This window comes from uncultured Nostoc sp. (genome assembly GCF_964245445.1).
GTDB lineage: Bacteria > Cyanobacteriota > Cyanobacteriia > Cyanobacteriales > Nostocaceae > Nostoc.
Genome location: NZ_CAXTNE010000239.1, coordinates 1 through 12,324 on the forward strand (window position 1 = coordinate 1; position 12,324 = coordinate 12,324).

The window sequence follows — 12,324 nt, forward strand, 5'->3', positions numbered from 1 at the left end:
TGCAAGATATACAAGCTCGTTGCGGGTCAGTCAGTTTGGTAATTGTGGACTATGTACAGTTGATTGAACCCATGCGCCGTGAACGTGGGGAAAACCGCGTACAAGAAATCGACTCCATCTTGAAACAACTCAGGGCGATCGCTAAACAATTCAATTGCGCTGTCTTGGGTTTGGCGCAGTTAAAAAGAGAAGTTGATTCACGTTCCGAAAAACGTCCGACAAAAGCTGATTTTCGGGAATCGGGAGGATTTGAACAAGAAGCTGCTGTCATGTTGGGTTTGTATCGAGAAGATTACTACGACAAGCAGACTACCCAAAAAGGCATTTTTGAAGTTTCAGTTTTGAAAAGTCGGTTTAGTAGTGAAACGACTGTTAATCTTTTGTTTGATGAAAGATTTGGACAATTTAAAAATTTGGCTAACTCGGTAATTTGAGCTATAAAATGCTCGTTATCAAGTATTAAATCACAATTTTTTTAGAGAAAAAGGATGAGATAAATTGAGTTACGATAACACAGCCAAGTATTTAGCTGAATTATATCCTGATGAGTTTGCTAAATGGTTACTAACCTCAGAGCCACAAGAAGTTACAGTATTAAAAACTGAACTTTCTCTTGAACCAATTAGCGCTGATTTTGTAACATTTCTCCAGACAAATAATCGGATTTTACACATTGAGTTCCAGACTCTAGCTACATCTAATCCACCAATACCTTTACGGATATTAGATTATTATGTGAGGTTGACACGACAGTATCGTAAACCAGTTACACAGGTAGTAATTTTCTTGCAGCAGACTAGCGATTAACTTGCGTTCACTGAAGAATATACTGGTGAACAAACAACTCATCGCTATCGGGTAATTCGTTTGTAGGAAAAGGATTCAGCACTCTTTCTCGATAATCCAGCGCTGCTACCCCTTGCACCACTAACTCGAACTGATTCACCTGCCGCTTTATTATCCCAGGTTGCTCAAAATGTCGCTAAAATTTCAAATAGAAATGAAAGACAAAATATTGCCGGATGCACAGAGATTTTTGCAGGTTTAAGATTTGAAAAAGACTTAATTCATCAATTTTTACGGGAGGATATTATGCAGGAATCAGTTATCTATCAGGATATTTTACAAAAAGGGGAACAACGTGAAGCTTTCCGTTTTTTGAATCGGTTATTAAGTCGGCGTTTCGGTGAAATTGAATCATCAATTATTGAACAAGTTAGAGTATTGCCTGTTGAACAATTGGAAGCGTTAGGTGAAGCTTTCTTAGATTTTGTATCTGCTGATGAATTGCTCAATTGGTTAGACTAACAACCAAATAATCACTAATTCATAATGACACTCGATGGCTTGCTAACGTAATTCGTAATTGAATTTCTAATTACGAATTACTTTGACAGCCTCTGCTCTACACCAACATTAACTAACTCCAATCTGCTCACACTTCATTAATGACTAGTTGATAAACACAAAAAAGCCCGAGGAGTATCGGACGTAATCCTCGGCTTTCATGAATCAAAGAATATATGACTATAATGGCGTATTACATTCAATGTTTCCTGACTATTAGGGATAGATTTTACTCTCCCAAAAGGAGAATTTTTATTTTATCAAAAGATAGAACTGAATTTTGATAGTAGAAATTGTGGATAAAATACAGAGTTTTTTAAAAAGTAATAAAAGGGATTACCGCCACAAGAAAGCAACGGACTCCAATCAAAGCCACATCCATATCCGGCAATTGCGGCATTAGACGCATACATTCAATTACTGGAGTTTTAAAACCCGTGAAAGCACTTTCAGTCAGACAACCTTGGGCATGGGCAATTATCTGTGCTCTCAAAAATGTTGAAAACCGTGGTTGGCCTATCAATTATCGCGGCGATATTCTGATTCACGCTGCAAAAACTTGTACCAAGAAAGAGTACTAGCTTTCGATTGAATTTGGTCATTGCATGGGGGTAGTAATTCCAGAATTAATCTCTCTACGTCGCGGTCAAGTTATTGGCATTGTCACAATAGTTGATTGCCAGTTTTCACAAATTGCGTCTGGGTGGGGAATGCCTGGGCAATATCACTGGAAGCTGGAGAATCCACGCGAGATTACACCAATTCCTTACATTGGGCGGTTGGGAATTTTTGAAGTACCCGATGATTTGGTCATAGAGGTGGCTGCATGACTAAAACAGCCCGAAGTCATACGCTACCTCCAAAGCCAAAACCAGTAATAGTTGAGTTATCTGCAACACCCAAAAAATTCTTAAAGAAAGGGGTCAAAGCCTCGCAAGGGGAATTAGTTGGATGTATTTATCCGTACCTCGAAACTAAAAAGACATCGCCAAAATTAGATGTCTGCAAAAATTTTGATAACACAGATTTTAAACCAACACTTCCAGATGATGCCCCGATCACTGTAGTACTTTTCGCGGGTGGCGGTGGGATTGAAGCGGGGATGGTGCAAGCCGGGATTCGTCCAGTCATTGCGGTGGAGTTCGACCCAACGAAACCAGACTTAAGCAGGGCGATACCTTCGGCACACTTCGTGAACGCCAAAACCCATCACCACAACTTTAACGAGTATGGCTGTAGAATAATCCAACTAACAGTGCAAGAAGTAGCACAGTCAGGATTTCTAGGTTTTTCCCGCCGCCTCGATTACCTCCATGCCTCCCCGGTGTGTGCCAACGCAAGCCTTGCCCACACAGCTAAAGCGGGTAAAGGTGGGGAAACTAACGATGACCTGACCGCAGCGATCGCTATTGCTGAAGCCATCCGACAGTTGCAGCCACGGGTGTTTACTCTCGAAAATGTACCGCGTTATCAGAACAGTCAGAGTTAACTCTTGTACTGAACCAATGGAGTAAGAATAAAAGATGCGTATCAAAATTACGTGATCGCCTGCTCATAAATCGTGTTTTCAACCCCAATTTTAGCCCGATTCTAGCGATATTTTAAGTACTATTGCTTATTGACAAATAGTACCTGACCTTAACCTCTCACGAATGCTGCTACAGCAGGGTCAATCATCGGTTACTCTGTTCCTCCCTGTTTCGCGGCACAGTTATTTACTGACATACAACGACAATTGGCAGGAGTTTAATATGTGAAAAGCAAGCTCTAATTTAGGGTATTGCCTATTCCCCTTTTCTGAATGAAAGGATTAGTAGAGTTGCAGTTGTGCGAACCATGACTCTGATTTGCCTTAAGAAATCTGGAACACACCCAATGACTCGGTACACTTTGCGGCCTGACCCTAGTTAAGCAGCAAAATTCTACATTTTGGATACAATTACCGATAATTCGGCTAACTTTAAAGATAAAAAATTACTTACCATAAATAGAGAAATTCAAATTTTAATTTAGAAATAGTTTGTGAGTAAATATTTATGAAAGTTATAGTGACAGGTTCTTTAGGAAATATTAGTAAACCACTGACACAAGAGTTAGTGAAAAAAGGACATCAGGTGACAGTTATCAGTAGCAAAGCCGAAAGGCAGAAAGATATTGAAGCGAATGGCGCAAAAGCTGCCGTTGGCACAATGGAAGACGCTGGCTTTCTATCAGCGACTTTTAAAGGCGCAGATGTCGTTTATGTGATGGAATCGCTTGCCCCCGATGCTTTCTTCGACCCGAATGTTGATGTTATCGCGGCTATCACCGAGATTGGCAAAAACTACAAACAAGCCATTGAACAATCGGGTGTAAAACGTGTCGTGCATCTGAGCAGCATCGGTGCTGACAAAGGAGTTGGCTTGCTCCGGTTTCATTACAATGTCGAAAATATTTTAACAGAGCTGCCGGAAGAGGTCTTTATTAAATTCGTGCGCCCAGTCGGTTTTTACACTTACATGTATACATTTATCCAAACCATTAAATCACAAGGCGCGATTGTCGGCAACTATCGCGGCGATGAAAAAGAACCGTGGGTCTCCCCTTTAGATATTGCTGCCGTGATTGCCGAAGAAATTGAAAAACCTTTTAATGGTAAAGAAATTCGTTATATTGCAAGCGATGAAGTTTCGCCAAACGAAATCGCCGAAATTCTGGGCGAAGCCATCGGAAATTCCGATCTCAAATGGCTGGAAATTTCTGACGAACAATTTTTAAATGGTCTATTGGAATCAGGAATGAACCCGCAAACTGCACAGGGTTTTGTGGAAATGAATGCCGCTAGGCGTGGAGGCAGATTGTATGAAGACTATTTCCGCCATAGACCAATATTGGGTAAAGTAAAGCTGAAAGATTTTGCGAAAGATTTCGCGGTTGCTTATAACCAGCAATAATTACATTTCGATATGACAAACACACAACTGCGTAGATTTAAAACGATCGCCGAATATCATCGGATGCTGGAGCTTCCTAAACCTGAGCATCCTTTAATCAGCGTGATTAATTTAGAATCCATTAAATATTTGCCTTACCAAGAATTAATAAATCTTGTCTTTGATTTCTACGCAATCGCGCTCAAAAGAACACCTAACACTAAATATAAATACGGTCAGCAGGAGTATGATTTTGATGAAGGCGTAATGTTTTTTATGTCGCCTGGTCAGGTTTTCGGAGTGGAGATTGATAAAGATGTAGCATCAAAGCGTAGGGGATGGTCACTACTAATCCATCCCGACTTTTTATGGAATACATCGCTAGCCAAAACGATCAAGCGATATCAGTATTTCAACTATTCGGTCAATGAAGCTTTGCACCTCTCGGAAAAAGAAGAAGCAATCATAAACGATATTATCGAAAATATGGAGCAGGAATATCGTTCCAATATTGATAACTTTAGTCAGGATGTGATTGTTTCACAACTTGAATTACTGCTTAATTATTCAAACAGATTTTATCATCGGCAATTTATCACCCGCAAAAAAGCGAGCAGTGATTTGCTGGTGAAACTGGAGGATTTATTAAACGAGTATTTTGACAGACAAAATGAATTACAATCGGGAATTCCAACCGTCAAGTATATTGCCGATAAATTAAACGTATCGCCGAATTATTTAAGCGATATGTTAAGAACGCTGACGGGACAAAACGCCCAACAGCATATCCACAATAAATTAATCGAAAAAGCCAAAGAAGCGTTATCCACAACATCGCTTTCAGTCAGCGAAATCGCGTATCGGCTCGGTTTTGAACATCCGCAGTCGTTTAATAAATTATTTAAGAATAAGACAAGCGTCTCGCCACTCGAATTTAGAAACTCGTTTAGTTAGACTCTCACAAATAAATCAAAACTCGCTTACAGTATTCGTAATTTTATTCTGACGGTGCGCCGACACTGAAAATGTCAATCGTGTATTGGCTAGAAGTGCAATTTTAGACGATGTACTTCTTGAATTACGCGACTCTCATGAAGAACATCGTTGCAACGCCCTTGAACACAACGAACCACAAACGTTGCTCTACAGAGTCTTGAGGCTATTTTGGTACAGTTGACGAGAAATCATTCTTGAAGCGATCGCAGTTTTTAATTAAGCAGGCTATCAGCCCAAGGACTGTTGAGCAATTGCACTCAGTCACCCTTCATTCCTGGGCCATTCCAACCCAGTCTGCAACGCTGCCTCCGCGCTGTAGTACAACTTTTGTTCCCCAAAAATATCACCTGTGCAGCTGATGATGCGGAAAGAAGAGCACTTTCCAGGGGTGTAAAAGACGATTAAGGTACTGCCGTTGATACAAACAACCGTATCAACTTTAGTTTCGGACATTTGCTATGACCGTGAGGTATCAGGTATTTGCAATTGTCTTTGATTTTGCAATAGGTGGCACAAATTTTGAGTTTTATACTAGTCTAAGGTTGAGTTTTAAGACAGTCGCTACATGTGTCGCAAACATTTTTCAAATTGGTATAAGTCCTATAGACTACTAAATCTAACCAACTATCACCCAATACATTCCATCTGACTTTTCCCGTTATCTCCTTGATTGAGCGATCGCTTACTATACCCCTAGCCCAAAGCCCTATTCTCTCGTGAATTATTGTCACTAATATTAAGTTATTGAGAATCAAATCTAGTCTGAAACTCTTGCTACTTCGTTGTTTCATGACTTAACGGGAAAAGTCAGATACATTCCATCCGGTGCAACTAACCCAAAACAGAGTTCACCAAATTCATTAGACACAATTGTTGTAACGCTAGTAGCAGTGCTGCTCCTAACGCGCTGATGAAAAGCGGCAATATCCTCAACTCGATAAGTGAAAAGACTCAATCCGATTGAACCAGGTTGAGAGTATTCCCGTTTATCTGGTGTAGGGTAAAGTGGACTATCAGGGCAAACGCATCTAAATATTGACGAGCCTGAAGCAGGATGAAATACACCAAGACTCAAACTACATAAGGCTTTGAGGAAATAAAATCTCACTCAATATGAAAATTATAATCATTGTGAAGGGGAGTTAGAGGCAGCCGACGGCTACCTGAATTTTCACGGTCAGTTCTCCACTAAATAACGTAGGTTTTCTCACAGTCTGATTCTCAATAGTTTTAGATTAATGACTAGGAATCACGAGAAGATCAGCGCAAAGAAAAACTCAATTTATGCGATCGCCACCGGCAAGGGCGGTTACGCCATCGCTAACTGATCAAAGTGACTTTTTCTCAGCTTACCTGCTTAGTATACCTATCAATGGGATTTAGATTAGCCTTCAGGGTTTTCACTAGGGCGCAAAATGCGATCGCAACTTTAGCAGCGCCAATTTGAGGCGTTCTGAAACTGAAGATGAAGCTTTCTTAAGAGCAATTATGCATTTAAGTAATATTTTCCGTATTCTGTAAACAGACTCTTTAGTAGTGCCAATATTTATACTGAAATCTGGAATTAGATAAATATCACTGATGAAACTTAAAAATTTTTTCAGCAGTCCCAACAAGTTACTAGATTATCAGAACAAAAAACTCCCGTTGTGTCACAACAGGAGCCAACTAACACTTCTAGTCAATCAAACAATGCTTTTAAGGAAAAATTATCACCTCTTTGGGTTCGGCATCTGCTACTACTTACAGGATCGGGAGTGTTGTTTAGTGTAATTGCAGTTTATATAGCTAAGGAATGCTTATGAACAATGGCAATATATGCAAAAATATTTAGAAACTGATAATGCTTATGTTAGCGCAGAGATTAACCCTGTGATTAGTCGTGTATCAGGAATAGTCACTGAAATTAGATTCAATGATAATTAAATGGTATCTCCAGGTATGGTATTAGTGAAACTTGATAAAAGCAACTATCCAGAAAAATAGTCAACCAGAAAATCTACAAAAGTTCTTATTTTGGGTGATAGATAGCGCTGACTCGTATAGACGGCATAGAGGAATGTGGTTGGCAAGGTGTAGTCCAGCTCCAGTACCTCTAACCGTTGGCTGGCAAGATCATCTGCAATCAACCACTCTGGCAAAACCGCTAACCCTATGCTGGCTAAGGTCGCCTGATACTCCATAATAGTGTTGTTGGAGCGGATCGAGACTGTTAGTTTAATTGTCTCCCTCCCGTTGGGACCTTCAAAGAATATCTGATCGGCAAACTGTGAGTAGTGATAGCTGATGGCTATATGCTTCGACAGTTCGTTGGGAGTTTTTGGGTGTCCATTTTTTCGCAAATAGTCAGATGAGCCGACCAACAGGAATGGAATGGAGCAGATGCGTCGCGTGAGCAGTGAAGAATGAGGCTCACTACCGTGCACGACACGTAACGCAAGATCAAACCCTTCTTCCACTAAATCCACTATCCGATCGTTCAAACTCAGATCTAGCACAACGTCTGGATAACGAGAGCGATACTCCACCAGAGCTTTGGTGAATAAGGGGTTGGCGAACCAAACTGGGGCAGTGATCTTGAGTACACCACGCACGACGACGGCCGATCGTCTTACCGCTGCCTCTACTATTTCCAACCTATCCAGCATTTCCCGGCATTGCTCGTAATAGAGGGTTCCTGCCTCGGTTAGGCTTAGGTGTCGGCTGCTTCGATTCAACAAGCGCGTGCCAAGGTTTCGCTCCAAGTGCATCACATGCTTGCTGGTCATGGCTGTGGATAAGTTGAGCAGCTCAGCGGCTGCCACAAAACTTCCTAATTCCACTACCCGACACAACACTTTCATACTCATTAAGGTGTCCATTGTGGTTCTAAAGTTTCCTAAGAAGAAACATAGCATCAACAAAATGATACTTGTATAACGATCAGAAATGAATGTAATTTGAGGAGGATGGCATTATCAACTAGCTAGGCAAGGAAATAGCTATGACTGAAGCAACAAAGGGGGTGTTCTAAATTTATTACTTTTCCCTAAAGAATTTACGCATTGAACGCTTTAAAAGTCTTGATAACAAATCTGGAACACTAACAACTCGTTAGCAGCCGCCCGCAAAAATTTCAATGTCAAGGGAAACTTTAATGTCTCAGAACAATGATCTCACGGTGATCGACCGCTTTACCATCTTCGAGCAGCTCAACCTGCATCAGCGCTGCATCGACAAGGGTTGGGGACGCGAGCAGGTTGACCTCTACAACCGCCTTTACTGGCCGGAGGCCAAATTCAGCGTCTACGACCTACGTACTTCAACCTTCGAGGGTTTTGAGGGCATGAAGCAGATGTTCGACTACGCACACAGCGTCTTCCCGATGGACAAGTGGTTCCACTCTATGGGCGCGTTTGAAATTTCCGGATCGGGTGACAGGGCCGAAGCGCACTGGCGATGGTTCGTGTACTGGAAGGCTGAACACGTCGGAATCGTTTCAACTGGCACCTACGACGACATCTTTGAACGTCGCAATGGCGTCTGGAAGTGTCTGGAGCGCACCTCCAAGAGCGATCCCAACTGGCCTAATGACTTGTTCCAGCCCTTCCTCGACGCGGCGGACACTACTTTCAAAGCGTCCTGACAGTCAGACTTTTATGGTTGTGTTTATTAAAGCTCCACCCAACTCAAACTATTTGATCCACGCTCCTGAGCAACACCCCTCCACCGCTTTCTAACTAAACAAAGTCAAGAATGTGTTGGGTTTGAACACCAAAAGAGGTTTAGTCACTGAGGAGAAAAGTAAGGTCGTTTATGGCACATAACACAGTTGGCACTCATGTAGTCGTTGAGGACGCAGCTTCTCTGGCTGAAGCGGTTCAACGTACATATGTTGTAATCGAGGTGCCTGGTCAGCTTCATGACTTAGAGAAATTTACACTTCTTGAAGGCTCAAGTTTGGTGGGTACAACTTCTGAGGCAGAATTGGTCTTCAAGCCAGATTCAGACGGGGTAGCGCTCACGGCAAATAACACTCTCCAGAACCTAACCCTCCGATCAGATCCAAGCCGATTAACGCTCAGTCTGGAATCGGCAACGACTACCCTTGGACAACTCAAGTTGCAGCATCTCGTCGTCTACGGTCGACTGCACTTGGAATCCAGTATTGTGATGACCGCTGACCTTGTGCTCACTGACGTTCAAGTGTATGACGGCGACAGCACCTCAGCGCTGCATCGTCCAGTCGGTTATGGCGTAGAGGTCGTTCCGGGTTCCCTAACGATCTACAACCGCTGTACCGATCCCCAAAGTCGCTGGACACTGCGTGCCGAAAACCTCTCAGGGGGAACGCGAGATGTGCCGTTGAGGGGTAGCGGCATCTTTATTTTTGGCGGCATGACTGTTCCCGCAAACGCCGATCCTCAAGGTGGACCAGCGCCCAGTTCTCCTGGTGGCATGATTGACCTTAAATTATTGACCACAGGCGAAATCCATACTAATGGCAATATCCTGGCTGGTACTGGCAATCTTATCTCAGGCGGGGTGTTCGTTGGCTCAGGCGTGAAGGCTCAACAAGTGATCAATAACAGTCCTGTAACAACTTACGGGACAAATGACATGGTGTTGGATAACTGGGGCAATGTCCGTCTTTGGCTTGCTCGGCAGTCCATTATATCTCATGGAACCAGTGGAATCGGATTCGTGAATTTCGGAGATTTACAGACTCTGATTGTGCAAGGCGACCTGGCGACCTATGGCGAAGGGGCGCGGGGGTTCAATCTATACGACGGAACCTTGGCTTATGCAGAATTCAAAAGCATTACCACTCATGGCAATGGCTCGATCGGCATACAGACCAGTAAACCATTTGGCAATATCCTCGTGCTTGGGGACGTGATCACAAAAGGTGGTAAGGGTAACAGTTTGGTGCGTGGCGTGGTCGTACAGCTTGACGCGCACGCCCTGAGTCTCAAACCAGGCACAAGTGGAAAAGAGATCATTGTACTGGGTCGAGTCGAGGCTCAAAGAGAGGAAATTACCTCATTGGATTTCGCTGCTCCAGCCAGCACAGTTGAATTCATTACGATTGGTGGTCAGCAGTATGTCGATGGATCGTCAACAGAGTAGGAATTGTAATTACCCAGTAAGTAAGGGTTTAACGCTGAAACAGCGCGATCGCAGTTCAGCATTCCAAGCAACTACAAATCTTTTAAGTAGGTTAATGTGAATATTTATTATTAGGATGAGGGAGGAGGCAGGAGGAAAGAGGGTTTGAGTCTATTTAATTTTTATTAACATAGTTTGGTTTTTCCACATCGTTCTACTTACTTGGTAACATTCAAAATTTTGATCGCTAATGATTGATGAAATGCCGATCCATTTTATGAAAAGGAGTACGTCACAATGGCAACGATGAAAGCAATCCGAATTCATGCTTACGGCGGGGCTGAAAACCTCAAGTACGACGAAGTATCCCGTCCTGAACCGCAAGCAGGGCAAGTCCTCATTCAAGTGTATGCAGCAGGCGTAAACCCAATCGATTGGAAGATTCGTGAAGGGTTTTTCCAACAAGTCTTTGATTATTCGCTGCCAGTGATTGCTGGCGCTGATGTGGCTGGTGTTGTTGCAAGTGTGGGCGATGGTGTCACCACACTGCAACCAGGACAAGCGGTTTATGGAACAGCAGACATGGCGCTTTCGGGAGCCTATGCCGAGTATGCAGTGGGCTATGCAGACGCGATCACCCCGAAGCCGAAAACACTCGACTATATTCACGCAGCTTCTATCCCAATTGTGGCAATAACTGCATGGCAAGCATTGTTTGATGGTGCAAATCTCCAGCCAGAGCAGAGCGTGCTGATTCACGGTGGCGCGGGTGGAGTAGGTCGCTATGCAATTCAGCTTGCCAAGTGGAAGAGGGCACGAGTCATTACAACGGCATCGGCAGCGAACCTTGATGATCTGAGAAACCTGGGTGCCGATCAGGTGATCGACTATGCGAGTCAACCGTTTGAACAGCAGGTAAAAGATGTAGATGTAGTGCTTGATTTGGTTGGTGGAGAAACGCAAGCGCGATCATGGCAAATCATTCGTCCCGGTGGCGTTTTAGTTTCGACACTTGGTGTGCCTGAATCAGGCATTCCGCAGGGCATTAAAGCGGTTCCTGTTTTCGCTAATCTCAGAGCAAATTCCCAGCTCCAGCAGATTGCTCAATTGATTGATGACGGACAGATCAAAGCGTCTATTGAGCAAGTTTTTGAACTGGCAGAAGCCGCTAAAGCACAAGAAGTTAGCCAGCACGGACATCCACGCGGCAAGCTGGTTTTGCAAGTCGTTCATCCAGCTTGAGGCAGGCTTTTGTAAAACTTTGGTTCATCGAACTTTTTTACTGTCAGGGCGAAGCATTCAGGCAAGAATCTCTATTTCAATGGATTATTAACCAAATGCTTCGTCCCTATGCAGAGTGTATCTCAGGCAGAGTTCATTAACGAAATCTTTGGAGTTATTACTTAAAAAATGCGAACGAGACTCGGTCGTTTATCACTTGAAAATTTCTGCAACACAACCAATCAAGGCTGAAGATTACCCGCTAATCGAACAAGAGTACGTTGAGCTTCGACTGTGAGTATGAAACTTAGTTATGCAGAAAAGTAAGGAGCGGCTATTATGCCAGTAACGACAGATAAGAAATTCTCAGCACCAAACATTGAACTAGGAACACCCGCACTGAACTGGATTAATGGCGAGTGGATTGATTCAAAAAAGCATACTGATAGCATTGATCCAGCTACAGGCAAGGTGATTGGAACTTATGCAGATGGTGGGCGTGACGAGGCAGTTCAGGGGATTAATGCTGCGGTGCGGGCGTTTCGAGAGTTAGACTGGAAGGAAAATCGGGCACTTCGTGCGCGAGTGCTGAATCAAATTGCCGATCGCTTTGAAGCCCACAGAGATGAACTGATCGCGATTCTCTCGCTTGAAAACGGCAAAGTCCATGACGAAGCAGCATTTGAAGTCGATATGATTCCCAGCAAGGGACTTCCAGAAAATAAACTATTCCCTTAATAATAATGATAATCATTTTAAA

At 43.1% G+C, this 12,324-nt stretch carries 10 protein-coding genes and 1 pseudogene; 10 read left to right on the plus strand and 1 reads right to left on the minus strand.

Annotated elements, in window-relative coordinates; genetic code table 11:
* The 6 genes and pseudogenes from ACFE90_RS29305 to ACFE90_RS29330 form a co-directional block, all read left to right on the plus strand.
* Window positions 1-434: DnaB-like helicase C-terminal domain-containing protein (locus ACFE90_RS29305; RefSeq protein WP_375505891.1), on the plus strand; the 434-nt coding region annotated here is incomplete at its 5' end.
* A gap of 64 nt (window positions 435-498) precedes the next feature.
* Window positions 499-1,308: pseudogene (locus ACFE90_RS29310) on the plus strand (Rpn family recombination-promoting nuclease/putative transposase).
* Between the two features lie 644 nt (window positions 1,309-1,952).
* Window positions 1,953-2,177, plus strand: a complete 225-nt coding sequence (locus ACFE90_RS29315) for a hypothetical protein (RefSeq protein WP_375505892.1) — start codon at window positions 1,953-1,955, stop codon at window positions 2,175-2,177.
* Window positions 2,174-2,836: a DNA cytosine methyltransferase gene (locus ACFE90_RS29320; protein WP_375505893.1), complete on the plus strand. Its 663-nt coding sequence runs from the start codon at window positions 2,174-2,176 to the stop codon at window positions 2,834-2,836. The genes ACFE90_RS29315 and ACFE90_RS29320 overlap by 4 nt, the downstream gene beginning before the upstream one ends.
* 547 nt (window positions 2,837-3,383) lie before the next feature.
* On the plus strand, window positions 3,384-4,280 hold the full coding sequence (locus ACFE90_RS29325) for an NAD(P)H-binding protein (protein ID WP_375505894.1): 897 nt from the start codon (window positions 3,384-3,386) through the stop codon (window positions 4,278-4,280).
* A 12-nt stretch (window positions 4,281-4,292) separates the two neighbouring features.
* The gene (locus ACFE90_RS29330; RefSeq protein ID WP_375505895.1) at window positions 4,293-5,213 is read left to right on the plus strand and encodes a helix-turn-helix domain-containing protein; all 921 of its coding nucleotides are present in this window, start codon (window positions 4,293-4,295) and stop codon (window positions 5,211-5,213) included.
* 2,012 nt (window positions 5,214-7,225) lie between these two features.
* Here the strand turns inward: ACFE90_RS29330 and ACFE90_RS29335 are convergent.
* Window positions 7,226-8,116 (minus strand): LysR family transcriptional regulator, encoded by an 891-nt coding sequence (locus tag ACFE90_RS29335; protein WP_375505896.1) that lies wholly within the window; start codon window positions 8,114-8,116, stop codon window positions 7,226-7,228.
* A gap of 275 nt (window positions 8,117-8,391) precedes the next feature.
* On the opposite strand from ACFE90_RS29335, the gene ACFE90_RS29340 reads away from it, so the two are divergent.
* The 4 genes from ACFE90_RS29340 (at window position 8,392) to ACFE90_RS29355 (ending at window position 12,302) form a co-directional block, all read left to right on the plus strand.
* Entirely contained in the window at window positions 8,392-8,880 is a 489-nt protein-coding gene (locus tag ACFE90_RS29340; RefSeq protein ID WP_375505897.1) for a nuclear transport factor 2 family protein, read from the plus strand.
* A gap of 170 nt (window positions 8,881-9,050) precedes the next feature.
* Window positions 9,051-10,364, plus strand: coding sequence for a hypothetical protein (locus tag ACFE90_RS29345; RefSeq protein ID WP_375505898.1), 1,314 nt, complete (start codon window positions 9,051-9,053; stop codon window positions 10,362-10,364).
* Between the two features lie 276 nt (window positions 10,365-10,640).
* Window positions 10,641-11,585: an NADP-dependent oxidoreductase gene (locus ACFE90_RS29350; protein ID WP_375505899.1), complete on the plus strand. Its 945-nt coding sequence runs from the start codon at window positions 10,641-10,643 to the stop codon at window positions 11,583-11,585.
* A 318-nt stretch (window positions 11,586-11,903) separates the two neighbouring features.
* Window positions 11,904-12,302, plus strand: coding sequence for an aldehyde dehydrogenase family protein (locus tag ACFE90_RS29355; RefSeq protein WP_375505900.1), 399 nt, complete (start codon window positions 11,904-11,906; stop codon window positions 12,300-12,302).
* The last annotated feature ends 22 nt before the right edge of the window (window positions 12,303-12,324 follow it).

What these genes read in the sequence shown, in the direction of transcription:
- ACFE90_RS29315 (WP_375505892.1), top strand. Translation starts at nt 1,953, where the DNA reads ATGGGGGTAGTAATTCCAGAATTAATCTCTCTACGTCGCGGTCAAGTT.
- ACFE90_RS29320 (WP_375505893.1), top strand. Translation starts at nt 2,174, where the DNA reads ATGACTAAAACAGCCCGAAGTCATACGCTACCTCCAAAGCCAAAACCA.
- ACFE90_RS29325 (WP_375505894.1), top strand. Translation starts at nt 3,384, where the DNA reads ATGAAAGTTATAGTGACAGGTTCTTTAGGAAATATTAGTAAACCACTG.
- ACFE90_RS29330 (WP_375505895.1), top strand. Translation starts at nt 4,293, where the DNA reads ATGACAAACACACAACTGCGTAGATTTAAAACGATCGCCGAATATCAT.
- ACFE90_RS29335 (WP_375505896.1), bottom strand. Translation starts at nt 8,116, where the DNA reads ATGGACACCTTAATGAGTATGAAAGTGTTGTGTCGGGTAGTGGAATTA.
- ACFE90_RS29340 (WP_375505897.1), top strand. Translation starts at nt 8,392, where the DNA reads ATGTCTCAGAACAATGATCTCACGGTGATCGACCGCTTTACCATCTTC.
- ACFE90_RS29345 (WP_375505898.1), top strand. Translation starts at nt 9,051, where the DNA reads ATGGCACATAACACAGTTGGCACTCATGTAGTCGTTGAGGACGCAGCT.
- ACFE90_RS29350 (WP_375505899.1), top strand. Translation starts at nt 10,641, where the DNA reads ATGGCAACGATGAAAGCAATCCGAATTCATGCTTACGGCGGGGCTGAA.
- ACFE90_RS29355 (WP_375505900.1), top strand. Translation starts at nt 11,904, where the DNA reads ATGCCAGTAACGACAGATAAGAAATTCTCAGCACCAAACATTGAACTA.